This is a genomic window from Celeribacter marinus (genome assembly GCF_001308265.1).
GTDB lineage: Bacteria > Pseudomonadota > Alphaproteobacteria > Rhodobacterales > Rhodobacteraceae > Celeribacter > Celeribacter marinus.
On record NZ_CP012023.1, the window covers coordinates 307,647 to 331,132 of the forward strand.

At 57.4% G+C, this 23,486-nt stretch carries 22 protein-coding genes; 8 read left to right on the forward strand and 14 right to left on the reverse strand.

All coding sequences use genetic code 11. The features are described from left to right. The first annotated feature begins 189 nt into the window (after nucleotides 1-189). Nucleotides 190-831 (forward strand): DUF4167 domain-containing protein, encoded by a 642-nt coding sequence (locus IMCC12053_RS01485; RefSeq protein WP_062215038.1) that lies wholly within the window; start codon nucleotides 190-192, stop codon nucleotides 829-831. 119 nt (nucleotides 832-950) lie between these two features. On the opposite strand, the gene rsmA is transcribed toward IMCC12053_RS01485, so the two are convergent. The 6 genes from rsmA to IMCC12053_RS01515 all read right to left on the reverse strand — a co-directional run bounded on the left by rsmA (nucleotide 951) and on the right by IMCC12053_RS01515 (nucleotide 8,542). Then, the gene (gene rsmA, locus IMCC12053_RS01490) at nucleotides 951-1,793 is read right to left on the reverse strand and encodes a 16S rRNA (adenine(1518)-N(6)/adenine(1519)-N(6))-dimethyltransferase RsmA (RefSeq protein WP_062215040.1); all 843 of its coding nucleotides are present in this window, start codon (nucleotides 1,791-1,793) and stop codon (nucleotides 951-953) included. Further along, nucleotides 1,790-2,773, reverse strand: a complete 984-nt coding sequence (pdxA, locus tag IMCC12053_RS01495; protein WP_062220724.1) for a 4-hydroxythreonine-4-phosphate dehydrogenase PdxA — start codon at nucleotides 2,771-2,773, stop codon at nucleotides 1,790-1,792. The genes rsmA and pdxA overlap by 4 nt, the downstream gene beginning before the upstream one ends. A 21-nt stretch (nucleotides 2,774-2,794) precedes the next feature. After that, entirely contained in the window at nucleotides 2,795-4,063 is a 1,269-nt protein-coding gene (locus IMCC12053_RS01500) for a peptidylprolyl isomerase (protein WP_062215042.1), read from the reverse strand. Nucleotides 4,064-4,149: 86 nt separating this feature from the next. Continuing rightward, the gene (locus tag IMCC12053_RS01505) at nucleotides 4,150-6,315 is read right to left on the reverse strand and encodes an LPS-assembly protein LptD (RefSeq protein ID WP_062215044.1); all 2,166 of its coding nucleotides are present in this window, start codon (nucleotides 6,313-6,315) and stop codon (nucleotides 4,150-4,152) included. Further along, nucleotides 6,315-7,415 carry an LPS export ABC transporter permease LptG gene (lptG, locus tag IMCC12053_RS01510; RefSeq protein WP_062215046.1) on the reverse strand — a complete coding sequence of 367 codons (1,101 nt, stop codon included), beginning with the start codon at nucleotides 7,413-7,415 and terminating at the stop codon, nucleotides 6,315-6,317. The genes IMCC12053_RS01505 and lptG overlap by 1 nt, the downstream gene beginning before the upstream one ends. Next, complete coding sequence (locus IMCC12053_RS01515) at nucleotides 7,412-8,542, reverse strand: LptF/LptG family permease (RefSeq protein ID WP_074906208.1); 1,131 nt, start codon at nucleotides 8,540-8,542, stop codon at nucleotides 7,412-7,414. The genes lptG and IMCC12053_RS01515 overlap by 4 nt, the downstream gene beginning before the upstream one ends. A 170-nt stretch (nucleotides 8,543-8,712) precedes the next feature. Here IMCC12053_RS01515 and IMCC12053_RS01520 point away from each other — a divergent pair, with 170 nt between their 5' ends. Together IMCC12053_RS01520 and IMCC12053_RS01525 are read left to right on the forward strand one after the other, a co-directional pair. Then, the gene (locus IMCC12053_RS01520; protein ID WP_062215050.1) at nucleotides 8,713-10,179 is read left to right on the forward strand and encodes a leucyl aminopeptidase; all 1,467 of its coding nucleotides are present in this window, start codon (nucleotides 8,713-8,715) and stop codon (nucleotides 10,177-10,179) included. Nucleotides 10,180-10,185: 6 nt separating this feature from the next. Beyond that, complete coding sequence (locus IMCC12053_RS01525) at nucleotides 10,186-10,653, forward strand: DNA polymerase III subunit chi (protein ID WP_062215052.1); 468 nt, start codon at nucleotides 10,186-10,188, stop codon at nucleotides 10,651-10,653. An 8-nt stretch (nucleotides 10,654-10,661) separates the two neighbouring features. Here the strand turns inward: IMCC12053_RS01525 and IMCC12053_RS01530 are convergent, their stop codons facing one another. The 3 genes from IMCC12053_RS01530 to IMCC12053_RS01540 all read right to left on the reverse strand — a co-directional run bounded on the left by IMCC12053_RS01530 (nucleotide 10,662) and on the right by IMCC12053_RS01540 (nucleotide 13,857). Next, nucleotides 10,662-11,240, reverse strand: coding sequence for a retropepsin-like aspartic protease family protein (locus IMCC12053_RS01530; protein ID WP_062215054.1), 579 nt, complete (start codon nucleotides 11,238-11,240; stop codon nucleotides 10,662-10,664). Between the two features lie 31 nt (nucleotides 11,241-11,271). Continuing rightward, a complete protein-coding gene (locus IMCC12053_RS01535) occupies nucleotides 11,272-11,901 on the reverse strand; it encodes a MarC family protein (RefSeq protein WP_062215056.1) in 630 nt (209 codons plus the stop codon). Nucleotides 11,902-12,003: 102 nt separating this feature from the next. Continuing rightward, nucleotides 12,004-13,857 carry an ABC-F family ATP-binding cassette domain-containing protein gene (locus IMCC12053_RS01540; RefSeq protein WP_062220727.1) on the reverse strand — a complete coding sequence of 618 codons (1,854 nt, stop codon included), beginning with the start codon at nucleotides 13,855-13,857 and terminating at the stop codon, nucleotides 12,004-12,006. A gap of 159 nt (nucleotides 13,858-14,016) precedes the next feature. Here IMCC12053_RS01540 and ndk point away from each other — a divergent pair, with 159 nt between their 5' ends. After that, nucleotides 14,017-14,439 carry a nucleoside-diphosphate kinase gene (gene ndk, locus IMCC12053_RS01545; protein WP_062215058.1) on the forward strand — a complete coding sequence of 141 codons (423 nt, stop codon included), beginning with the start codon at nucleotides 14,017-14,019 and terminating at the stop codon, nucleotides 14,437-14,439. Between the two features lie 89 nt (nucleotides 14,440-14,528). On the opposite strand, the gene IMCC12053_RS01550 is transcribed toward ndk, so the two are convergent. Next, the gene (locus IMCC12053_RS01550; RefSeq protein WP_062220731.1) at nucleotides 14,529-14,891 is read right to left on the reverse strand and encodes a TfoX/Sxy family DNA transformation protein; all 363 of its coding nucleotides are present in this window, start codon (nucleotides 14,889-14,891) and stop codon (nucleotides 14,529-14,531) included. A gap of 314 nt (nucleotides 14,892-15,205) precedes the next feature. Beyond that, a complete protein-coding gene (gene kdsA / locus IMCC12053_RS01555; RefSeq protein ID WP_062215060.1) occupies nucleotides 15,206-16,036 on the reverse strand; it encodes a 3-deoxy-8-phosphooctulonate synthase in 831 nt (276 codons plus the stop codon). 248 nt (nucleotides 16,037-16,284) lie between these two features. Between kdsA and IMCC12053_RS01560 the strand changes: the two genes are divergently transcribed. Then, on the forward strand, nucleotides 16,285-16,524 hold the full coding sequence (locus IMCC12053_RS01560) for a DUF1127 domain-containing protein (RefSeq protein ID WP_062215062.1): 240 nt from the start codon (nucleotides 16,285-16,287) through the stop codon (nucleotides 16,522-16,524). 112 nt (nucleotides 16,525-16,636) lie between these two features. On the opposite strand, the gene choV is transcribed toward IMCC12053_RS01560, so the two are convergent. The 3 genes from choV to choX form a co-directional block, all read right to left on the reverse strand. Continuing rightward, nucleotides 16,637-17,677, reverse strand: a complete 1,041-nt coding sequence (choV, locus tag IMCC12053_RS01565) for a choline ABC transporter ATP-binding protein (RefSeq protein ID WP_062215064.1) — start codon at nucleotides 17,675-17,677, stop codon at nucleotides 16,637-16,639. Continuing rightward, the gene (gene choW / locus IMCC12053_RS01570; RefSeq protein WP_062215066.1) at nucleotides 17,674-18,510 is read right to left on the reverse strand and encodes a choline ABC transporter permease subunit; all 837 of its coding nucleotides are present in this window, start codon (nucleotides 18,508-18,510) and stop codon (nucleotides 17,674-17,676) included. Before choW ends, choV begins: the two co-directional genes overlap by 4 nt. Nucleotides 18,511-18,593: 83 nt before the next feature. After that, the gene (choX, locus tag IMCC12053_RS01575; protein WP_062215068.1) at nucleotides 18,594-19,514 is read right to left on the reverse strand and encodes a choline ABC transporter substrate-binding protein; all 921 of its coding nucleotides are present in this window, start codon (nucleotides 19,512-19,514) and stop codon (nucleotides 18,594-18,596) included. Between the two features lie 141 nt (nucleotides 19,515-19,655). Between choX and betI the strand changes: the two genes are divergently transcribed. The 3 genes from betI to betA are packed head-to-tail and all read left to right on the forward strand — an operon-like array spanning nucleotide 19,656 to nucleotide 23,465. Further along, a complete protein-coding gene (betI, locus tag IMCC12053_RS01580; protein WP_074906214.1) occupies nucleotides 19,656-20,339 on the forward strand; it encodes a transcriptional regulator BetI in 684 nt (227 codons plus the stop codon). Continuing rightward, on the forward strand, nucleotides 20,336-21,796 hold the full coding sequence (betB, locus tag IMCC12053_RS01585; RefSeq protein ID WP_062215070.1) for a betaine-aldehyde dehydrogenase: 1,461 nt from the start codon (nucleotides 20,336-20,338) through the stop codon (nucleotides 21,794-21,796). Before betI ends, betB begins: the two co-directional genes overlap by 4 nt. 10 nt (nucleotides 21,797-21,806) lie before the next feature. Beyond that, nucleotides 21,807-23,465, forward strand: coding sequence for a choline dehydrogenase (gene betA / locus IMCC12053_RS01590; RefSeq protein WP_062215072.1), 1,659 nt, complete (start codon nucleotides 21,807-21,809; stop codon nucleotides 23,463-23,465). Nucleotides 23,466-23,486 lie beyond the last annotated feature (21 nt).

Genomic DNA, 23,486 nt, shown 5'->3' on the forward strand with positions numbered 1-23,486 from the left:
GAAAAACGTCTTGTAAAGTTAGGCGGTATGTGGTGATTGAAAGAGTGTTCAGTGGGCCGTTTGACCCCGATCACACCTACCCGAATAGTGTAGCCTCGCATCGCTCTTTCCCGAGCGCTTGAGACGCACCAAGTGTATGGCAAGCGCCACCGATCATAATCGGCGCATTTAGGCTCAAAAGGCAGATACATGAGATCTACGAAAAATCGCTCGCGGTCAAAAAACAACCGTACCCGTTCCAATACTGTCGGTAACGTTGTAAACCGTGTGTTCGATAGCTCCGGACCTGAGAGCCGTGTGCGCGGCACGCCGCAGCAAATCATTGATAAATACAATCAGTTGGCAGGTGATGCTCATTTGAGCAATGACCGTGTTGCCGCTGAAAACTTCCAACAACACGCTGAGCATTACGTGCGCATGTTGGGTGAGGCTCAAAAAGAGCTGGATATCCAACGTGAACAGCAAGAGCGCGAACGCGAAGAGCGTCAAAAGCGTCACGACGACGAACGTGCAGAGCGCGAAGAGCGTCAAAAACGTCACGATGACGAGCGTGCAGAGCGTCAACGCAAGCAAGATGAGCGCAACGCCGCGGCCCCTGTGGCGGGCGAAGGGGATCAACCTGATGTCGGGTTCGATGCACCCGCGCGCGAGACGCAAGACGGTGAGGCCAAAGACAACGGCTTGGTGGCGACACCTGAGCAAGAGGCAAAGCCAAAACGCCCACGTGCGCCACGCAAACCGCGCGCACCACGTCAGCCAAAACCTGAGCAATCCACAGAAGAGTCGCAAACACCGACACCACGTGGGGATTCCTCGGAAGCTGCTGAATAGATTTGAGATGATCGAGATGCACCATTGGTGTGTCTGACATGACATAAACGCCCGCGCCCCTTTGGAGGCGCGGGCGTTTTTGATTGTTCTCGGGTGTGGCGCGTGCGGGATGTGCGCGTTTACCCCTTGGCCACTTCGCGGGCCAAGGCGCACCATCCTTCAATGGGGACTTGTTCGGCGCGGTCGGTGGGTTTGATCCCTGCTGCCACAAGGCGGTCTTGGATATCTGCACCAACACCTTTGAGGGACGCGCGCAGCATCTTGCGGCGTTGATTGAAACCGGCGGCCACAATACGTTCCAACACCTGTGGGTCGGCATCAAAACGGGGGGCGGCAAGCGCTTCGAAATGGACCACGGCAGAGTGCACTTTGGGCGGTGGGCTAAAGGCCTCGGGGGGCAGTTCCATCACGATATGCGGGGTGGCGCGCCATTGGCTCAAAATCGCGAGGCGGCCATATTTTTTGGACCCTGGCTGGGCGACTATGCGTTCGGCCACTTCCTTTTGGAACATCAGCGTCAGCGAGGTCCAATAGGGTGGCCACTCTTTGGGCGTCAACCACCGCACAAGCAATTCGGTGCCGATGTTATAGGGCAGGTTGGACACAACACGCACGGGCGGCGTCAAGCGCTCCAAGGGGTTGAGCGTCAGCGCGTCCGCGTTGATCACCTCAAGGCGGTTCGGATAATGTGCGGCAATCTCGGCAAGTGCGCCCATCACGCGGCGGTCTTTTTCCACGGCAAGGACTTTGCGTGCGCCCTCCGCCAACAGACCACGCGTCAAACCACCCGGACCGGGACCGATTTCAAGCACATCACACTGGCTCAAATCCCCCGCTTGTCGCGCGATCTTTGCCGTCAGATTGAGGTCGAGCAAAAAGTTTTGCCCCATGGATTTCTTCGCAACAAGATCATGTTGCTCAATCACATCGCGCAGGGTCGGTAGTCCATCAAGGGCACTCATTTGGTTGGGCCTTTCGCGCTTGCATGCGCCATGTGCCACGCCATGTCGAGCGCCGCGATAAGGGAAGTGGGATCGGCCACGCCGGTGCCTGCGATATCAAACGCGGTGCCGTGGTCGGGAGAGGTGCGGATAAACGGCAGGCCAAGCGTCACGTTGACGCCGCCCGCAAAATCGATGGTCTTGATCGGGATCAGCGCTTGGTCATGGTAGGCACAAATCGCAACATCGTAGCCGTCACGGGCTTTGGCGTGAAACATCGTGTCGGGGGGCATCGGACCCTTGAGCGCGTAGCCTTCGGCCTTGAGACTTGCGATCAGCGGGATCATCCAATCGCCTTCTTCGTGGCCCATGGCCCCACCTTCGCCCGCGTGCGGATTGAGCCCCGCGATGGCGATGCGCGGGTTGGAAATGCCCCAAAACCGTTTGAGATCGGCGGCAGTGATGCGGATGGTTGCGTCCAAAAGATCGGGTGTAAACGCCTCTGGCACATCTTTGAGGGCGATGTGGATCGTCGTTGGCACCACGCGCAATTGTGGACAGGCGAGCATCATCACCACGCGGTCAACCCCGCCCAGATGGGCCAGAAATTCGGTATGACCCGGATAGGCAAAGCCAGCCCCATCTTGGAGGACTTTCTTGTTGATCGGTGCGGTGCAAACGGCGGAGGCTTTGCCAGATCGTACAAGAGACACGGCGCGGCCAATAACATCGACAACCCCTTGTGCGTTGGCGTGATCTGGAGTTCCGGCCTGTGTTGGGCGCGCAAAGTCGTGGCGCAAAACCGCAAGGCGTCCGGTGGGGACATGCATGGCCTCGGCGGGATCATCGATCTCGAAAATGTCGGTGGTGCGGGGAAGGTGGCGCGGATCGCCGATCCAAAAGAACGGCACGCGCCCCTCTAGGTTTGCGGCCGCTTTGAGCGCCAGTTCGGGGCCAACGCCCGCGGGTTCGCCGCATGTCAATGCGATCGGTGCAGGCACGCCCGTCATGGCAAGTGCTCCTTATTTGTAGGTGATGACCGCGTCAGCCTTCAACTCGGACAGGTAGCTGTCTGCGAGGGCTGTCAGGCGTTTTCCCTGAAGTGTGTTGCGAACAGTCTCGCGGTCGGCTGTACCCGTTTCGGCAAAATTACGACCGCACATCATCAAGAATACCAAGGTTTGTCCATTGGCGCGGGTGAGGGCGGTCGAAATCTCGCCTGTGTCCAGTTTGGCAAGTTCTACGGCGACATCCGTTGGAATATCTGCAAAGGCAAGCGTGTCAATCTCGAGCGTGCTTTCTGGCTCGCCCTTGGCGATGCCGTAGAGATCATCACAGGTGTCGACTTGCGCCGCGACTTTTGCCGCGCGTGTTGTCGCCGCCTCCGAGCGTCCGCCCGCAATGTAATAGGCCGCGTATTCAATCGATGTGGGGGTCGGTGTTGCAACGTCGACCTCTTGCAGGCCGCGCAGCTGAAACAGTCCGATGGCGTTGGCGGTTTGTAGCGGGGCCGTGATGCCGCCCGTGGTCAGCGATGAGATTGACGATTGCAAAGCGGGGGGGAGATTGCCCAGCGGCACCCAATCAAGGCGGCCACTTTTGTCTTTGCTTGGTGCCACGGAATAGGCGCGCGCGGCAGCGGCAAAGGCGGCTACTGTGGGCTTGGCCGTGATGTTGGCCGCAAGGCGTTCAGAGGCTGCGCGCTCGGTGGCATCGCGGGCGGGCAAGAAGATTTCAGACAACAAAACCCGCAAGCCACCAGATGGCCCGTTTTGTTGCAGGGCACGGTCAATTTCCGCTTCGGAAATCGTGACTTTGGAGGCAAAACGCGCGCGGGCATAATCGCGCCACACGATACCAACCGTGACAAAGTCGCGAAAGCTTTCGTAGGCAACGCCGCTCTTGGCGAGAAAGGCGAGTAATTCGTCACCCGACAGGTTGCCGCGTGCGGCGAACTCTTCGATGCCCGCTTTGATCCCTGCGTCTGTGGCGACAAGGCCATCACGGCGCGCTGCCGCGATTTGTAAGCGCTCGTTGATCAGAGCCTCGCGTGCAACGCTCTGCGTGGCGCCCCCGCCAATCGCGGTCATCAACTTGATCCGCTGATCAATCTCATAGCGTGTAATAATCTGGTCATTGACCTGCACAACGGGGGCAAACAGGTTTTGAGCCTCAGCCGCGCGCGGTGCCAACGTGGCGGTCATAAGAGAAACGGCCAGTGTGGCGCATATCACCATGCGTGAAAAACGGCGCTGTGTGTGGCTCTCGCGGTCGTGCACTGTGCGTGTCATACTCACCCTCATGTCTTTGCTCTGGTCGTTCGGTCGGTTCTTCTTAGTGCGTTTCGCCTTTCGGGCCAAGCGGATTGCGCGGTTCATTATGGCATCACGCCACAGCTGCTGCGCGCACGTTTGCCCGTATCACCAAAGGCGCCAAACCCGATCTTTAGCGAATAGGTCGTATCGGGGTCTAAGGCCGCAGTATCGGTGTAGCGATGCGAGACGCCCAGTTCCACCTTTGTGCATTCATTCTGGAATGTAAGGCCAAGACCCGCCGAGTTCGTCAGATTATCAATAAGATCGTGGCGCAGGTCGGCCTCGGCGCTCCAGTAGGATGACAGCTTCACGCCACTTTCGAGGCGCAGCTCGTTAATATCGGCCTCACGTCCCGCACCTGTATCGGCTATGCCATAGGCATGTGTGCCCGACACAGAGTAGCTGTTACGCGATAGCCCGAACCGCGTCTCCCATGAGGATAAATCAAGAGACGCATCAAAAATACCGCGCGACACCACGTTAAAGCCGGTATCAAATGTCGCAAAGCCGCCCACCACCCAGTTGACGCCAGACCCGAGCAAGGATGTGGTGTCCGAGGGGTTAATCTCTTCAACGCGTCCCACGGTCAGGCCATAATGCGCAGTGGGGGCGACTGATGTGAACCGCAGACCAACTGCGGAACTCGCCCCCGATCCCGAGCGGTCATATCCCGGAAAGCGGGTCAGATTGAGCATGTTGCCCTCATCAAGCTCCAACAGGGTACTGTCAGAGTTGGGAATATCGCCCCCATAGGTTTGGGCCCACCCAAGCTGTGCAAACGGCTCGACGATTTGGCGCGCGCCACCTGCCGTGGTGCGAACCATCGGATAGCTGATCAGGGCCGATGTCTGCGGCGTCACCCGTGCTGTTGCCGTGTCATAATCACTGTTTTGACGAATGGTATAAAGATTGAGGTCAAGGCCCGCGTCCGCCTTGAGACGTACACCCGATTGGGTAGTGAGGCTATGCGCCCATCCCAAAGACCCGCCCAAGCGCAATACATCCATGCCGCCCGCCGTTGTTGACAGGGCCGTGTCCACGTCCGAGCGGCGCAAAAATCCCGAGGCTGATAGGCCATAGGTCAAGGTGCCAGGTAGCCGGTCAAACTCGGTACTTTGGCTATAGGTGGCCTCGCCCAAGACAAAGGGGATTGTATCCTTGATCGAGATCTCGGATTCACGCAAGCTGCGCGATGTGATAACAGCGGCATCAAACCCGCTGTCGGCGTCAAACCGTGACACTGTGACGTTGGATCTCAATCGATCCCCTGAATATATATCATAATCAATGAGGTAGCTGATGTCTGAGGTCAGGCGTAGATCGACGCCAAGCGTATATCCGCCCGCAACGTCCCAAGCGCCATTGGCGAATATATACCCGCGTAGCCCGTCCGATATCGCGTCCGATGTGACGGCGCTCTGAACTGTCAAATCGCCGGTCACAAAGGCTTGGCGGTAGCCGAGTTTGAGTGTGCGCGTTTCGGAGGACACGAACGGCGCAAGTGTCAGATCGCGGTGATCGCCAAGTTTGATAAAATAAGGGATTTCAGCCCCCCAACCGAGCGTGGTGGAGTTGTGCAAGCTTGGGATCATAAACCCTGTCGCGCGTTTGAGTGTCGGGTCGGGAAGGCGCAGATGCGGAAGATATGCGATTGGGACACCTGCCACGCGAAACTGTGCATCCGTGAAATAGACTTGCCTGTCTTGATTGTCGTGAATGACGCTGCGCGCGCGAATTTCCCATAGCGGGGTGGGATTTGTCGCGCAGACCTTGCACGCGGATGTGACGGTGTTGCTCAGCTGTGTATACCGCCCGTCCACGACATCAATCTGTGTACTGGCCAGTTGTAGCTGTTGATCAATGACCAAGCGTGCCGAGGTCAAAATCCCGTTGCGCAGATCGGCGTCCAATTGCGCCGCTTGAGCATAGATGACGGTTTTTCCCTCAGGATCGCTCAGACGGATCGGCCCCTCAATCGACAAGGCGCCACTGGCGCGGTCATAGCGGATCGCACCAGATGTGAGATGCACATCACCATAAAAGATTTCGACATGTCCCGTGGCGCGCAGCGATGTGCCGTCAAACGCAACCGAGTCTGCGACAAGGGTGGCTGTGGGGGCTGTTTGGGCGTAGGCCACTGATCCGTGTGGAGCCAAAATGTTAAAGGCCGCGCCAGATATCCCGATCAAGGATAGACAGGCCGCACGTAAAACCCTGCGCGACACCATTACCCGTCCTCCAAATGCAATAACAACGCCGTTGCGGCAAGGATGACGGCCACAGGCGCACCCCACGCCGCCAAGCCAATCGGAACCTCTCCGCTTTGTCCCAGGATACTAGCGAAGTTGCGCAGAAAGAAAAACAGGAAGGCGAGCAATATTGCGATCAACACCCGCTTGGCCGTGCCCCCCAGACGCGTGTGCCGCATCGTCAGCCCCGCAGCAATCAAAACCATGGCGACGAAAGATAGCGGTAGCGCAAGTTCACTTTGCAGCCACATCTTATAAGAGCGCGCCGAAAAACCGGAGGCTTCAAGTTTAGAGATATAAGCGGGTAGATCCCAAATATTGACTTCTTTGGGCTTGCCAAACCGGTCGCGTATTTCATCGGTCGACAGCTGTGTGGGCAATTTCATCGTCGGGTGTACGGTCGCGCCCGCTTCGGGGTTTTGCGTCCCTGCGTCGAGCGCCCAGTGCTTTGCATCGGTGAGCATCCAATTGCCCTGTTCGATTTGCGCCTGATCGGCCTCAATGCGAAATTTCAAGGTGCCACTGGTCTCAAACCCCAAAAACGTCACATCTCTCAGGATCGAGGCGTCGAAATTGGAGCGTGATGCACGGATGACCGTTTGGCCGCTATCGTCCCCCTCGCGCAGCCAAAGACCTTCGTCGGAGATAGAAAAGGCTTGCGCCGCTTTGCCGGTCATTTGCGCGGCGCGTTGGTCGTATTCGCGTGACGCCGCAGCCGCGAGCGGGTTGAGCACGCCCACGGTTAGCAAGCCGAACACAAACGCCATGATCACAGGGGGCACCAACGCCCGCATGGCAGAGCGACCCGCGGCCCGTGTCACCACCAGTTCCGATGAGCGCGCCAGCCCCAAAAACATCACAAGCGTGGACAGGGCGATGACGATGGGCAACAACTCATAAATCGTAGCGGGCAGGCGCAGCATAGCAAACGAGAAGAGCGTGCGCGTGCTCAGGCCCGCATCAGAAAACTTGCTCGCCAACTCAAGCATTTCAATCATCACAATCAAGCCGGCGAATGCGCCGCCGACAATCATAAGGGCGCGTAAAAACCGCCGTGCAAAATAGTAATCCAGTGTCATGGCGCGTCTCCTCGCACCGCCGCTAGGGGACGCAATCGCGGATTTGCCGCACGCCACAACATACCATACGCGATGCTCAATCCCGCCACGGCGGGCAGATAGGCCATAAACCACAACTGCGCGCTGCGTCCGACACTCTCAGCGGCAGAGGTGTCTAATATTTTGACGACAATCAAAAGCACGATGGCAAAGACGATCTGGCGCCACAATCCAAAGCGCGAAAACCCACCCGCCAAAAGGGTTGCAAATCCGATCATCGCCGCAGCAATCGCCAAAAGCGGCGCGCGGTTGCGGTCGTGGATCAAGGTGCGGACCTCTTGTTGGGTTGTGCCCAACCGCGCCAATTCTTCGGGTGTTGCGCGCATCAATGTATACGAGTCCGTCGAGGAGGGCCTTGGCGCAGGAACGGCAGTGGTGTCGAACAACGGGCCAAGGGCATAGGCAAAGCTGTCAAACCGCGTCACAGCCAAAGTGCGGTTGCTGTTTGTGTAATCTTGCACCATCCCGTCAAACATCAACAACATCGGGCCGTTTTGTTCATTGACCAAAAGGGCGCGGGTAGCGTTGAAGCTCTGGCGGTCGCCAGTCGTATCTTTGCGCGACAGATAGATATCGCGCAGCTCACCGGCGGGTGTGATCTCGCGCACATAAAACGTAAGCCCGTCACCGGGATGCACAAAACTGCCTTCGGTTAGAAACTGCGCCGTCATGTCTTGGGCCAGTTCGGCGCGCCGCAACGCCCCTTCGCGTAGCGACATCGGGACAAGAGCGTGTGACAACACCCCAATCATCAGCGTCACAACGATGGAAAAGACGAAAACGGACCGCGACAAGCGATAAGGCGAATATCCAGAAGCCTGTACCACAACCAGTTCGGATTCATTTGAGAGGCGATTTGTGACGAACACGGCCGCCGCAAATCCGGCAATCGCAAGCACGCGCGACATCACCGAAGGCAGTGACAACAAGGTGAGGTAGAAAAACGCCCGCGCGGATTGTCCGTCTCCAAGCAACTTATCAAGGAGCGACACCGCCGAATTCACCCAGAACACCAGAATCAAAACGAGCGAAAAGAACCCGAACAGCATCAGCAACTGTTGAAAAAGGTATCTGTCGAATCGTCCCAAAGAGTGCCCCCCCGAGGACTACACGCAACTTATCCCTAACATTAACGTCAACCGTGGCGCGCTGAAAGCGGGAAAGTGCTCTGGTCACTGTCGCGTGCGCCCGTTACCAATGACAAAAAGGCCGATATGCATACTGCACGCGCGGCCCGTCAGATTTTAGGAGTTGCCCCATGACATCACCCGCCAACTTGACCGTTATCGAACCTGATCTCGACGCAATTGCGACCAGCGAGGCGTTGGTTGCCGTTTTGATCGGTCCGGACGCCGTATTGGGACAAGCCGCGCGGCGCGTGAACCGTCTCACCAAAGGGGCGGTCAAACGCGTTGTCGACAGCGCAGGATTTGCCGCATTGGACGAAGGCGATGCGATGACGCTTGCGTTTCCGGTGGGCCTTGCGAGCGAAACGCTTTTGGTTGTGAAACTGGCGCGCAACACCTCATCAGATCTGGCACGCAAAGCGGGGGCCACAATCGGAGCGGCCATGGGCAAAACAGGCGCGCTTATTCAGGTGACCAACCCCAAACGTGGCGGCGATATTGCCCTTGGCGCGTTGCTCAAAGCCTATAAATTCACCGATCACACCTCTGCTGGTCCCGCCAAAGAGGTGCCACATGTTACGGTCGCTGTGAGCAAACCCGAGGAGGTCGATGCAGCGTCTGTCAGTGCCTTGGCCGAGGGCGTATTTTTCACCCGCGATCTCGTCACCGAGCCTGCGAACATTCTAACCACAACCGAGTTTTCCAACCGCCTTGCGGCGCTCACGGCCTTGGGCGTCGAGGTCGAAGTGCTCGATGAACCCGCGCTTGAGGCGCTTGGGATGCGCACGCTTTTGGCCGTGGGGCAGGGCTCGCGCAGCCCGTCCAAGGTCGTGGTGATGCAGTGGAACAAGGGCGTCAAAGGTGACGCGCCACTGGCGCTTGTCGGCAAAGGCGTGGTGTTCGACACGGGCGGCATTTCCATCAAACCCGCCGCTGGCATGGAAGATATGACCATGGACATGGGCGGCGCGGGCGTTGTGGCCGGTGTGATGAAATCCATCGCCCTGCGCGGCGTCAAAGCCAACGTTGTGGGCCTTGTCGGCTTGGTCGAAAACATGCCAGACGGCAACGCGATCCGCCCCGGAGATGTGATCAAATCGATGAAGGGCGACACTGTCGAAATCATCAACACCGACGCTGAGGGCCGCATGGTTCTGTGTGACGTGATGTGGTATACACAAGAGCGCTTTGCCCCGCGCGGTATGATCGATTTGGCGACCCTCACGGGGGCGGTCATTATTGGGTTGGGCCATGATAACGCGGGTGTGTTTTCCAACGATGATGCGTTTTGCAAATCCTTCCTCAAGGCCGCCGAAATCGAGGGCGAGGGCGCATGGCGCCTACCGCTTGGCGCGTCCTACGACAAGCAACTCAAATCCGATGTGGCCGACATGAAGAACGTTGGCGGGCGTCCCGCAGGGTCGATTACGGCGGCGCAGTATTTGCAACGCTTTGTCAAAGAGGGCACGCCGTGGATTCACCTCGATATTGCGGGCGTGGCCGAGGTCAAAGCGCCGACTGCGATGGCGCCAAAGGGTGCAACAGGGTGGGGCGTGTTGGCGCTTAACCGCCTCATCGACGATCTAGTGGTGGAGTAAATCCAGATGGGAGCCGCCTATTTCTATCACCTCACGCGCAACCCGCTCGACGTGACTTTGGCCACTCTGGTGGAAAAGTCACTCGGCGCGGGGTGGCGTGTCGAGGTGCGTGGGCGCGAGGATCAAACACTTCAACGTCTCGACGCAAGTCTCTGGCAACGTGAGGGATTTTTGCCGCACGGCATTGCGGGCGGCGACCATGACGCGGATCAGCCAGTGTTGTTGACGACCGGATCAGGGGGCAATGGCGCAAGTTGTGTGATGGCGATTGAGGGCGCGGATGTTACGGCCGCCGAGATTATCGCGGCGCAGCGTGTGTGCATCTTGTTCGACGGGCATGACGGGGACGCAGTCGCTCATGCCCGCACCCAGTGGAAATCGCTCACCGATGCGGGATGCACCGCGCAATACTGGTCCGAGGACTCGGGTCGGTGGGAGAAAAAGGCAGATACGGACGATAAAAAGGACGGATAGGGTGTGCGTTAGCGGGTCAGGATCAACTTGTCGCGGCTGATCTCGATCTTTTCGAACCGCTGCAAATATTCCATACCCAACAGTGATCCAAACAGCTCGCCGTCTGTCACATAGGCTTTGACGCGGTCGTCCTGAATGCCGCCGATTTCCATCGTGTCAATGCGCACAGGTGCGGTTCGTACCGTGCCATTGGCCGTTTGTGCCTGACCGACAAAGGCAAGATCATCGACATCGATGCCCACGCGCGCGGCGTCATCGGCGGATAAAACGACATTGGATGCGCCTGTGTCGACCAGAAACTCGACGTCTGCGCCGTTTACATTGGCGATGACGACATAATGCCCGCTGCGATCACGTGGGATTTCAACAACACCATTGCCGTGGTTGATTTGTGCAGGCGCGAGGCGGGGTTTCACATCTGTCCAAAGACCGACACCCGCAAGGATGCCGATAAAGATCAACGCCCATAGCACGGCATGGCGCACCATTTGCCCCATCCGTTTGCGGTTGGAGATCAAATAGTAAAAGCCCACTGCGCCAAGCAGGAGCGACAAATACAATACGCGTGCGGTGTCATCACTGGTCATTGGGTATAGATAGGGCGCATTGGTGCAAATGTCAGTAGGACAAAGCGACCACATCGCGCACACCGTCGATCACAAATTGGACAGAGAGTGCGGCAAGCAGCATGCCAAAGATCCGCGTAACCACGTTAATCCCAGTCGCGCCGAGCACCTTTTCCATAAAGCCGGAGACAACAAAGAATAGCAAAACAATGGCGAGGACGGACACCAGCACCAATTCAACAACAAGTGCGCCAACAAGGCCATTGCTTTGGTCCATCAACAAAATCATTGACGTGATCGCACCGGGACCGGCCAAGAGCGGCGTGGCCAATGGAAAGACGGAGGGGTCTTCGACGGGTTGATGTTCGGGGTGTTGCGCATGTTCCTCGCGCCGCTTTGTCCGTTTCTCGAACAACATTTCAAGTGCGGTCAAAAACAACAATATCCCCCCCGCAATGCGAAAGGCGGGCATGGAAATCCCTGCAAACGTAAGCACTTGGTCGCCTAAGACGCCAAATAGCGTCAAGATGCAAAAGGCGATAAACACCGCGCGAATGGCAATCGCGCGGCGGTGTTTGGCGTCAAGGCGCGGCGTCAAACCCACAAACAACGGCGCAAGGCCGATGGGGTCAATGATCACGAAGAGCGTCACAAAGGCAGTGATGATCTCGGTGTGGGTCATGGCGCATCCTCATCTTGAAATGTAAGAGGCCCGCACCCAAACATGGGCGCGAGCCGAACGCAATCTTTGTGATTTGTAACCTCGCGTGAGGCAGAACGGCGCTTAGCCCTGCGCCTTTTCCAGTTTTTCGAGCGCGGTCATCCACATCTCTTCGGCACGCTCTTGTGCACCGCAGACTTCGGCGTATTTCTTTTGCCAAATCACAGCCGCTTCTTTGTCTTCATACAACGCAGGATCGGCTAGTTTAACCTGAAGCTTTTTGGACATATCTTCCAATTTGCTCATCCGCTCTTCGCATTTCTTTGCATCGGCCTTGAGGGCTTGGACTTCTTCACGCGTGGCTTTGCGCGCGGGTTTTGGCGCAACCTTGGGCTTTTTCTCAGCTTTTGGCTTTTCATCGCCTTGCAACAACAGATTGCGGTAGGCTTCCAAATCGTCTGAATAAGGCGCCACATGGCCATCTTTAACCAGCCACAACCGATCGGCCACGAGCGACAACAAGTGCATGTCGTGCGATACCAAAACAACCGCGCCCGTGTAGGCGGTCAGCGCCTCGACAAGAGCCTCGCGGCTTTCGATATCAAGGTGGTTGGTCGGCTCATCGAGGATCAGCAGGTGCGGCGCATCAAGCGTGGCCAGTAACAGCGACAAACGCGCTTTTTGGCCCCCCGATAGACGGCCCACTTCGGTGTCGGCCTGATCAGCCCCTAAACCAAAGGTCGCCAGTTTCGCGCGCAATTTTGGCGGCAAAACACCCGGCATCGCACTTTGAAGGTGCTGAATGGGCGTCTCATTGAGGTGCAACTCGTCGACTTGGTGCTGCGCGAAAAAGCCGATGCGCAATTTGTTGTGGCGCGTCAGGCGTCCGCCCATCGGCTCCAAGCGATCCGAGAGCAATTTGGAGAGCGTTGATTTGCCCTCACCATTGCGGCCCAAGAGGGCAATACGGTCATCTTGGTCGATGCGCAGGTCGAGCTTGCCGAGAATTTGCTTGCCGTCATAGCCCACCGATACGTTTTCCATATTGATGATCGGCGGTGACAACTCTTCGGGTTCGGGGAAGGTAAAGACCACGCGCGCCGCATCTTCGGGAGCGGTGATTTTGACCATCTTGTCGAGCATCTTAACACGTGACTGCGCTTGTTTCGCTTTGGAGGCCTTGGCCTTGAACCGGTCCACAAAGGATTGCAGGTGTTCGCGTTGCAGGTCTTGTTTCTTGGCCGCGGCGACGATCACGGCGCGTTTGGCGGCGCGCGCTTTGGCGAAATCGTCGTAGCCGCCCGTATAAAGCGTCAGCTTTTTGCTCTCCAGATGCAAAATCGCACCCACAGCACGGTTCAAAAGTGCACGGTCGTGCGAAATCAACAGCACAGTGTGCGGATATTTACCAAGGTAAGTCTCAAGCCACAACGCGCCCTCAAGATCGAGGTAGTTGGTCGGCTCATCGAGCAGCAAAAAGTCGGGCTGAGAGAACAAGACACCCGCGAGGGCCACACGCATCCGCCAGCCACCTGAAAAGGCGGAGCAGGGCATGTGGATTTCGGATTCGGTAAAGCCCAACCCTTTGAGAATGCTTGAGGCGCGCCCTTCGGCGCTCCATGCATCAATGTCCGCCAGACGGGTCTGAACCTCGGCAATGCGGTGCGGATCGGTGGCGGTTTCGGCCTCGGCCATCAACGCCTCGCGCTCCTCATCAGATGCCAAAACGGTATTGATCAAAGAGACCTCGTTGCCGGGCACCTCTTGGGCGACACCGCCAATGCGCGCGCCGCGCGGGATTTCAATCGACCCGCCCTCAAGGCCCAATTCGCCGCGAATTATGCGAAACAGCGTGGTTTTGCCCGCGCCATTACGGCCGACAATACCAACCTTGTGGCCGGTGGGGACGGTGACAGACGCGTTCTCGATCAGAGTGCGGCCTTCGACGGAGTATGTGATATCGTGGATTTTAAGCATGGGCTTCCATTGCCTGTGTTTGCGTCCCGCGTCAATCGCCGCTTTCGCAATCATCGCTTTTCAATGGCCTCTGTGCGTGGTAATCGGCGCGCAATCTTGCGGCGCGGGCCATTGGTCTGTTGTCGTTACCGCTATCAACGCAATTCAATGAGGTCCATCATGGCTATTCAGCGCACATTCTCCATCATCAAACCAGACGCCACAAAACGCAACCTGACAGGCGCAATTGCCGCCAAGTTCGAAGAGGCCGGCCTGCGCATCGTTGCAAGCAAGCGTATTCAATTGACACTTGCACAAGCCCAAGAATTCTACGGCGTCCACTCCGAGCGCCCCTTCTTTGGCGAATTGTGTGAGTTCATGATCTCCGAGCCAATCGTTGTTCAGGTTCTCGAAGGCGAAAACGCAATCGCTAAAAACCGCGAAGTCATGGGTGCAACAAACCCAGCAGACGCGGCAGACGGCACAATCCGCAAAGAGTTCGCACTCTCCATCGGTGAAAACTCCGTACACGGTTCCGACGCCCCTGAAACGGCCGCTGCAGAAATCGCATACTTCTTCTCCGGTCTCGAACTGGTTGGCTAAACCCATACGGGTTTACGGCAAAAGAACACGAAAGACCGCTCCTTTTGGGGCGGTCTTTTTTATTGGGCATATATGAATATTGGCGGCGTCTAACGCTTTGTGCCTGTGTCGATCGCATTCAAGATCTGTTCGATGCCTGCGGGTGGCGCGTCCGGATTTTTCAAATTCTCGGCTTTAAGCCTGTCGAATTGTATGCGCAGCGCCTTTTTCTCATCGCCTTTGCAGTCGTTCCATGGTCGTCCCTGAAGGCCCATCACCAACGCATAGTAGCCGATGAAATGCGGCTGAGACCCACAGGCTAGCAGTTTGGCATAGGCCGCATCCGCACCAAGGTCGCGCAGCTGCTGCGCACTCGTGATCCCCGCGCGTGCAAAACTTGCATCGGACGCGGGTCCAAGGTTGCGGATGGTTGAAACGGGCGCTGACGCAGAAGGCGGTCTAGCTGGTGACATGGGTGGTGACATTGGCAACTCACACTCGGGAGCGTTCAGTTTAGTCAGCCCTGTGCACCGCGCAATGGCTAGATGTCGGCCCAGTCACGAAAGTTCACAGGCGGCGCATTTTGCGGTTTGCGTGGACCTAAGGGTGCGGTTTTGACGGGTTGTTTCGGGAGCGGTTGTGTTGCCGTTGCCATGATATGCCTCATACGATTTAAACCTCTAACGGGTTCATTTGATCATGAGACTATGCCACAGGTATGGCCCAATTTTGACCATTCAGTTTGAAATTGGACCACATTGTGACAAAAATGCCGTGAGGCGCGAGGTTAGAATCCTTTGACCACACTGTCGATGGCGTGAAGTGTGCCAAGGAGCGGGCCAAGATCCTCGATACGGATCATGTTTGGCCCATCTGAGGGCGCGTTGTCAGGGTCTTCGTGCGTCTCGATAAACAGACACGCTGTTCCAACGGCGACGGCGGCGCGCGCCAGCGGCGGCACCATTGTGCGATCTCCGCCCGACGAGTTGCCGTTGCCGCCGGGCTGTTGCACCGAATGTGTCGCGTCAAAACAGACGGGATAGCCGGTTTGTGCCATACGGGGCAGGCCGCGAAAGTCGCTCACAAGCGTATTGTAACCAAAGGACGTGCCGCGATCGCAGAGCATAATGTTTTCATTGCCCGTCGACGCGACCTTTGCTGCGACATTGTCCATATCCCACGGCGCAAGGAATTGACCCTTTTTGATGTTGATCGCCTTGCCGGTTTCCCCAGCGGCCAATAGCAAATCGGTTTGACGACACAGAAACGCAGGGATCTGCAAGATATCGACGGCCTGCGCCGCCATGGCGCAGTGGTGGGTTTCATGGACATCTGTCAACACAGGGCAACCGAACTCGTCACGGATTTTCGACAAGATTTCGAGACCTTGCTCGGCACCAAGGCCGCGTTGTCCACCCAAAGACGAGCGGTTCGCCTTGTCGTATGAGCCCTTAAAGATGAACGGGGTTTTGGTGGCGGCACAGCTTTCGGCAATTTTTTCCGCCAACATCCGCGCGTGATCGAGACTTTCCAACTGGCATGGCCCCGCAATCAGGCCAAAGGCGAGGTCATTGGACAGGGTGATGTTGCCGACTGAAATGGATTTCGCGTGCGTCATAAAAGGCTCCTTTGGTGTTGATGTCATAAACCACACATCACAGGTCAGGGGCAAGAGAGGGCAGGTGCGGCGGTACTCGCGTGGTGATGTTGCGCCATTAACTATGCGTTAACTACCTCAGGTATGCGCCAATCGCATAGCGGGTTGACCATCTTGGCGATTGTCCCAAAGCGCTTTTAGGCGCATTTAGATCACATCCGAAACGGGCCGTTGTTCAAAGGCCCATTCCTCAAAAGGGCCTCATCGAAATGGCCCGCATACTGGAGACCGATATGGCCTATGCAACACAAATCCTGACTTCCCATGACACTTTTGCTGCTCGTGTAGAGCGCGCAATCGACGGCCTGCGCCACTGGCGCGCCCAACGTGCCGAGTTCACAAAAATTTACAATGAACTCGCCTCAATGACAGACCGCGACCTCGCAGACATCGGTATTTCGCACGGTCAAATCCGTGAAATCGCTGAGCAAGCCGCCGCAGCCGTCTAATCAAATTCTCCCTCTAGGTCGGTACCTCCTCCCGTCGACCTAAACGGTAAAACCCGCGCTCAATGGCGCGGGTTTTAGTGTTTTAAAGTAGGCAATTAACCGGTGATGTACGTCACGCGCTGTGCGGTGTCACAAGTTTGGTCAGGAGTGATTCAGACGTGACCACGCCGATTGCAACGCCGTTGCGCGTCACAATAACCGGACTGTGCGTTGCCGTAAGATGCGCTGCGAAGTCCAAAACAGGCGTTTGTTCATCGACATGTCTGACATCCGCGACACTTACATTGCCCGCATGCGCCGTCATCACGTCTCCTGCGCGCAAAAAGGTGAGCGGGTTGGAGTGGGCCACAAATTCAGCCACATACGCGTCAACGGGGGTTTTGGCGATGCCGTTTGGCGTATCGCATTGCACGATACGCCCGCCGTCCATCATGGCGATGCGATTGCCCAGTTTGAACGCCTCGTCGAGATCATGACTGACAAAGATGATTGTGCGTTTCAGGCGCTCTTGCAGCTCTAACAACTCGTCTTGTAACTTGGTTCGGATCAGCGGATCGAGGGCCGAAAACGGCTCGTCCATTAGTAGAATAGGGGCTTGGGTCGCAAAGGCGCGTGCGAGCCCGACACGTTGTTGCATGCCACCCGACAATTCACTGACCTTGTTGTCCGCCCAATCGGAAAGCCCAACAAGATCAAGCTGCTCCAAGACAACCTTGCGCCGCTGCGCCTTGCCCATACCGCCAAGTTCAAGGCCAAGCCCGACATTTTCCGCGACACTACGCCATGGCAACAGGCCAAATTGTTGAAACACCATCGCCACGCGTTCGCGGCGAATACGGCGCAAATCGGCGGGTGAGGCATCCGTGACATTGACGAGCGTATCACCCTCGCGCACATGCACCGCACCGCGCACCACCGGATTTAGCCCGTTCACGGCACGCAACAGCGTTGATTTCCCCGACCCGGACAGGCCCATCAGGACCAGAATTTCACCCTCGTGGACGTCAAGTGAACAGTCATGCACGCCCAAAACCTGACCGGATTTTTCCTGCACGGTGGTGCGATCAAGACCCTCATCCATCAACGGGAGCGCCGAGGCGGGCGCGTCACCAAACACAATAGAGACGTTTTCGATTTTGACCGCGACACTCATGTGTCTTTCCCCCAGTTCAGCATGCGATCAAGCACGATGGCGACCACCACAATCACCATCCCGCTTTCAAATCCGAGCGCGGTGTTGACTTGGTTCAGCGCCCGTACAACTGGCACGCCTAACCCGTCCGCGCCCACAAGGGCCGCGATCACAACCATGGACAGCGCAAGCATGATCGTCTGGTTGAGTCCCGCCATGATCTGGGGCAGGGCATAGGGCAATTCGGCCTTGATCAACACGTCGCGGTTGGTGCCGCCAAAGGCGCGCACAGCTTCGGTGAGGCGCTCGGGTGTCGAGGCAATGCCAAGTTGCGTCAGGCGGATCGGCGCGGGCAGCACAAAGATCACGGTGGCGATCAGGCCCGGCACCATGCCGATGCCGAAAAACACAATGGCGGGAATGAGATAGACGAATGTAGGAAGGGTCTGCATGAGGTCTAGAACGGGCCGCATCACCGCATACAGGCGCGGACGGTGCGCTGCCGCAATCCCGATGGGAACCCCCACGGACATACACACAACACAGGCCGAAATGACGAGTGTCAGACTTTCGGTTGTTTCCTCCCAATAGTCTTGGTTTAGGATAAACAAAAACCCCAGCGCCACGAGAACGCAAGTTTTCCAGTTGCGTTGGATCACCCATGTCAGGGTGACAAAAACGCCGATAATGATGAGAGGCGAGGGCGTTTGCAGTACCCATAAAAACGTATCAATCATCGCCTCAAGGGCAACGGATAGCGCATCAAGCCCGCCTTCGGCATGTGTGCTGATCCAGTTAAAGGCTGCACTTGCAAGGGCGCCAACGGGGATCTTGTGAGACGTCAGCCAATCCACTGCGGGCCTGCCTTTCGAAGAGGGGGTATAAGACGGGGTCGGGGCCTCGCATCACCTGCAAGGCCCCGCATTCAGGTTTGGTGTTACAGCCCGAGAGCGGTTTTGACGGCGCTCAAACCATCTGTCTCGTCGGCAGCTGTTACACCGTCAAGCCATGCATCCAAAACGGACGGGTTCGCAGTCAGCCATGTTTTTGCGGCGTCCGTGGCCTCAATCCCGTCATTGAGGATTGCCCCCATAATCTCGTTTTCCATTTCAAGCGAGAAAGACAGGTTTTGGAGCAGCGCGCCGACATTCGGACACTGCGCCACATAGCCCGCGCGGGTATTGGTGTGAACGGTTGCGCCGCCATAGTTTGGCCCGAACCACTCATCGCCACCCGATAGATACGTGAGGTCGAAATTGGCGTTCATCGGGTGCGGTGCCCATCCCAAGAACACAATTGGCTCGTCCTTTTTCGATAGGCGGGCCACTTGCGACAACATGCCTTGCTCGGAGCTTTCTTTAACGTCGAAGTCTTTGAGACCAAATGCATCGGCCGTGATCATATCAAGGATCAAACGGTTCCCGTCATTGCCCGGCTCGATCCCGAAAATCGTTGCGTCCAACGCGTCTGCCTGTGCTGCAATCGCGGCGAAATCCGTAATCCCAAGCGCCGCCCCCGCAGCGTTGGTGGCAAGCGTGTATTTCGCGCCCTCAAGGTTGGCACGCAAGCTATCAACCGTGCCTTTTTCGAGGTAGGGGGCAATATCGGCCTCCATCGTTGGCATCCAGTTGCCCAAGAAGACGTCAACATCGCCTTGTTCCAACGACACATATGTGACGGGCACGGACAGCACGCGGGTTTCGGTGTCGTAGCCTAAGGCCTCCAGAACTGTCGTGGCCACTGCGGTTGTCGCCGTGATATCTGTCCAGCCGACATCAGAGAAGGTGACGGTGGAACAATCAGCCATTGCAGATGCGGCTGTGAGCGCTAATACAGATGTGGTAAGAGCAATTTTCATGGAGTCCTCGATGCGGTTAAGGGAGCTGTGGAAAAGTTATTGATTGACGAGTCAATTAATAAGCGCATATTTTAGAAAAGCAACCACGCAATGGTGCTGCCTGCTTTGTCACGCACATGTGCCCCAATCCGAAAGTGTGACATGGCCCGAAAACCCGAAGAAGAACGGCGCGCAGACCTCATTGCCGCCACTATCCGCGAAATCGGCGCAACTGGCACGTTAAATGTGACCACAAGCCAGATTGCCAAAAGTGCAGGCGTCTCACCCGGTTTGGCGTTTCACTATTTTCGCGACAAAGAGGGGCTATTCTTGGCCGCGATGCGTTCCATTCTGAGTGGGTACGGCGCGGATGTGCGCACGGCCCTCAAAGACACCAAAACACCGGATGAACGCCTAGAGGCGATTGCATATGCCAGTTTTGGGATGACGAGTTTTCGGCGCGAGGCGATTTCGGCATGGGTGAATTTCTACGCCTTGGCGCTGCGCTCTGATGCGGCGCGCCGCCTTTTGTACGTCTATCACCGCCGGTTGCATTCCAACCTTGTGTACGGCTTGCGGCCAAAGGTGGGAGAGCGCGCACCCGATGTGGCACGCCGCATTGCGGGACTGATTGACGGGCTATATCTGCGCTATGCCCTTGATACCAAGTCGATGCCTGCGCGCGATCTCATTGCATCTGATCCTGACGGGTCCGAAGGCTCGCACCACATTTTGCGCGCCATTGCCGCCGAGTGCACCGAAGTCCACGAAAATGACGATATCTCGATCGAACACGTCGATCCCGACCCCATGGCGCCCCTTGCGGGGCCACAGGAGCACGCATGACATTGACCTACCAACCCACCGCCAGCCATTTCGTTAATGGACGCTACGTTGAAGATACCGATGGCGCACGCATTGACGTGATCTATCCACATACGGGCGCGGTGATTGCAACGGTACATGCCGCCACACCTGCGTTGATTGACGAAGCCCTTGCGAGTGCGAAAGCGGCACAGGTGGAGTGGGCCGCGCGATCAGGCACCGAGCGGGGCCGCGTGTTGCGGTATGCCGCCGACATCATGCGGCAGCGCAATCGTGAGCTATCACACCTTGAAACCCATGATACGGGCAAACCTCTCTCAGAGACACTTGTTGCGGATGCCGCGTCTGGCGCAGATGCGCTTGAGTATTTCGGTGGGCTTGCGGGCACATTAACGGGCGAGCATATCCCACTTTCGGACGGGGATTTCGTCTATACACGCCGCGAACCTTTGGGCGTGTGTGTCGGGTTGGGCGCGTGGAACTACCCCATTCAAATTGCCAGTTGGAAAGCCGCACCTGCGCTGGCATGCGGCAATGCGGTTGTGTTCAAACCCTCGGAGATGACGCCACTGTCCGCGCTCAAACTGGCGGAAATTCTGATGGAGGCGGGCGCACCCGCCGGTCTGTTCAATGTGCTCCAAGGCGCGGGAGACGTGGGCGCGGCTTTGGTGACAGACCCACGCGTGGCCAAAGTGTCCCTCACAGGATCGGTCCCGACAGGGCGCAAGGTCTACGCCGCAGCCGCAGACGGAATACGCCACGTTACCATGGAACTTGGCGGCAAATCCCCCATTGTGGTGTTCGATGATGCGCACCTTGAAAATGCAGTCTCCGCCGCGATCAATGGTAATTTCTACTCGACCGGACAGATTTGTTCCAACGGTACGCGCGTCTTCGTTCACGATGCAATCTATGATGCCTTTGTGGCCCGCGTGGCGCAGCGCATGGACGGCGCAGTGATTGGCGATCCGATGGATGAGGCCACCACCGTTGGCCCGATGGTCTCGGCGCGCCAACGCGAGATCGTCGCGGGCTATATAACAGCGGGCCGTGAGGAGGGCGCGCGCCTTGTCAAAGGCGGGGCCATGTTGGACGGTGACGGCTTCTACATCGAACCTGCACTCTTTGCCGATGTCACGGACGAGATGCGTATTGCGCGCGAAGAGATCTTTGGTCCTGTGATGTCCGTGCTGCGCTTTCATGAGGAGGCGGAGGTCGTGGCGCGCGCCAACGCCACCGAATTTGGCCTTGCGGCGGGCGTGTTCACCAGTGACCTCACGCGCGCACACCGTGTTGCGGCCGCGTTCGAGGCGGGCACATGCTATATCAATGCCTATAATCTCACCCCCGTCGAGGCACCATTCGGGGGCGTCAAAGCCTCGGGTGTGGGGCGTGAAAACTCCAAAGCGGCGATTGAACACTACACCCAGATAAAAACCGTCTACGTCGGGATGAACGACACCGAAGCGGCGTTTTAAGGGGGCTGATATGCACGCGGATTACATCATTATTGGCGCAGGCTCTGCGGGCTGCGCCATTGCATATCGTTTGGCGCAGGCCGGAAAATCCGTGATCGTGATTGAACACGGCGGCACGGATGCGGGGCCGTTTATCCAGATGCCTGGTGCCTTGTCCTATCCGATGAGTATGTCGCGGTACAATTGGGGGTTCGAGAGTGAGCCTGAACCGCATTTGGGCGGGCGCAAAATGGCCACGCCGCGCGGCAAAGTGTTGGGGGGATCGTCCTCCATCAACGGTATGGTGTACGTGCGCGGACATGCCCGTGATTTTGACACTTGGGCGGATATGGGCGCAGATGGATGGGCCTTTGCCGATGTGTTGCCCTATTACAAACGCATGGAGAATTGGGATGCGGGCGGGCACGGCGGGGATGCGGCGTGGCGCGGCACGCACGGCCCGCTGTATGTCTCACGCGGGCCACGCGACAACCCGCTCGTTACCGCCTTTGTCGAGGCGGGCGTTCAGGCGGGCTACCTCAGAACCGACGACTACAACGGCGCACAACAAGAGGGCTTTGGCCCGTTTGAGGCGACGATTCACAACGGCACGCGGTGGTCGGCGTATAAAGCCTATCTCAAACCCGCAATCGCCACGGGCCGTGTCAAAGTGGTGCGCGCGTTTGCCCGCAAGGTTGTGATAAAGGACGGGCGTGCAATTGGCGTCGAGGTTGCGCGAAAAGGCAAGATCGAGATCATAAACGCGGACGCCGAGGTCATTGTCTCTGCCTCATCCATCAATTCGCCCAAACTGTTGATGCTGTCAGGGATCGGTCCGGCGGCACATCTCAAAGAGCATGGTATTGACGTGGTCGCGGACCGTGCGGGGGTTGGTCAAAACCTCCAAGATCACTTGGAGCTGTACATCCAACAGGCCGCGACAAAACCTGTATCCTTGTTCAAATACTGGAGCTTGTTGGGCAAAGCCTTTGTCGGGGCGCAGTGGCTGTTTACGCGCCGTGGCGTTGGGGCATCCAACCAGTTCGAGAGCACGGGATTTATCCGCTCAAAGGCTGGGGTTGCCTATCCCGATATTCAATTCCACTTCTTACCGATTGCAGTGCGCTATGATGGCAAAGCTGCTGCTGAAGGCCACGGGTATCAGGCCCATGTCGGACCAATGCGCTCGCCATCACGCGGGGCGGTTACACTCACGTCGAGCAATCCAGATGACGCGCCCAAGATCGTGTTCAACTATATGTCCGACCCCGAGGATTGGCGCGATTTTCGCACCTGTATACGCCTGACACGCGAGATTTTTGGCCAAGAGGCCTTTGCGCCGTATCGAGGCTGTGAAATCCAACCGGGGGCGCAGATGCAAACAGATGCGCAGTTAGATGAGTTTATCCGCGATCACGCCGAAAGTGCGTATCATCCGTGTGGGACATGCCGGATGGGGGCGGCGGATGATCCAATGGCCGTGGTCGATCCGACATGTCGGGTGATTGGCGTTGACGGGTTGCGTGTGGCTGACAGCTCTATTTTCCCGCAAATCACCAACGGCAACCTGAATGCGCCCTCGATTATGACCGGCGAAAAGGCGGCGGATCATATCCTTGGACACACTCCATTGCCGCGCGAAGCGGTCGACACATGGATCGCACCCGACTGGCAACAGGCCCAACGTTAGTGGCCAGTGTCATCAAGGCCC

Excerpts from the sequence above, each read along its gene's own strand:
- IMCC12053_RS01525 (WP_062215052.1), top strand. The coding sequence starts at position 10,186 with ATGGGAGCCGCCTATTTCTATCACCTCACGCGCAACCCGCTCGACGTG.
- IMCC12053_RS01540 (WP_062220727.1), bottom strand. The coding sequence starts at position 13,857 with ATGCTTAAAATCCACGATATCACATACTCCGTCGAAGGCCGCACTCTG.
- IMCC12053_RS01530 (WP_062215054.1), bottom strand. The coding sequence starts at position 11,240 with ATGACCAGTGATGACACCGCACGCGTATTGTATTTGTCGCTCCTGCTT.
- choV (WP_062215064.1), bottom strand. The coding sequence starts at position 17,677 with ATGAGTGTCGCGGTCAAAATCGAAAACGTCTCTATTGTGTTTGGTGAC.
- betA (WP_062215072.1), top strand. The coding sequence starts at position 21,807 with ATGCACGCGGATTACATCATTATTGGCGCAGGCTCTGCGGGCTGCGCC.
- IMCC12053_RS01485 (WP_062215038.1), top strand. The coding sequence starts at position 190 with ATGAGATCTACGAAAAATCGCTCGCGGTCAAAAAACAACCGTACCCGT.
- betB (WP_062215070.1), top strand. The coding sequence starts at position 20,336 with ATGACATTGACCTACCAACCCACCGCCAGCCATTTCGTTAATGGACGC.
- kdsA (WP_062215060.1), bottom strand. The coding sequence starts at position 16,036 with ATGACGCACGCGAAATCCATTTCAGTCGGCAACATCACCCTGTCCAAT.
- IMCC12053_RS01535 (WP_062215056.1), bottom strand. The coding sequence starts at position 11,901 with ATGACCCACACCGAGATCATCACTGCCTTTGTGACGCTCTTCGTGATC.
- choX (WP_062215068.1), bottom strand. The coding sequence starts at position 19,514 with ATGAAAATTGCTCTTACCACATCTGTATTAGCGCTCACAGCCGCATCT.
- IMCC12053_RS01520 (WP_062215050.1), top strand. The coding sequence starts at position 8,713 with ATGACATCACCCGCCAACTTGACCGTTATCGAACCTGATCTCGACGCA.
- ndk (WP_062215058.1), top strand. The coding sequence starts at position 14,017 with ATGGCTATTCAGCGCACATTCTCCATCATCAAACCAGACGCCACAAAA.
- IMCC12053_RS01560 (WP_062215062.1), top strand. The coding sequence starts at position 16,285 with ATGGCCCGCATACTGGAGACCGATATGGCCTATGCAACACAAATCCTG.
- rsmA (WP_062215040.1), bottom strand. The coding sequence starts at position 1,793 with ATGAGTGCCCTTGATGGACTACCGACCCTGCGCGATGTGATTGAGCAA.
- IMCC12053_RS01550 (WP_062220731.1), bottom strand. The coding sequence starts at position 14,891 with ATGTCACCAGCTAGACCGCCTTCTGCGTCAGCGCCCGTTTCAACCATC.
- lptG (WP_062215046.1), bottom strand. The coding sequence starts at position 7,415 with ATGACACTGGATTACTATTTTGCACGGCGGTTTTTACGCGCCCTTATG.
- betI (WP_074906214.1), top strand. The coding sequence starts at position 19,656 with ATGGCCCGAAAACCCGAAGAAGAACGGCGCGCAGACCTCATTGCCGCC.
- IMCC12053_RS01505 (WP_062215044.1), bottom strand. The coding sequence starts at position 6,315 with ATGGTGTCGCGCAGGGTTTTACGTGCGGCCTGTCTATCCTTGATCGGG.
- IMCC12053_RS01500 (WP_062215042.1), bottom strand. The coding sequence starts at position 4,063 with ATGACACGCACAGTGCACGACCGCGAGAGCCACACACAGCGCCGTTTT.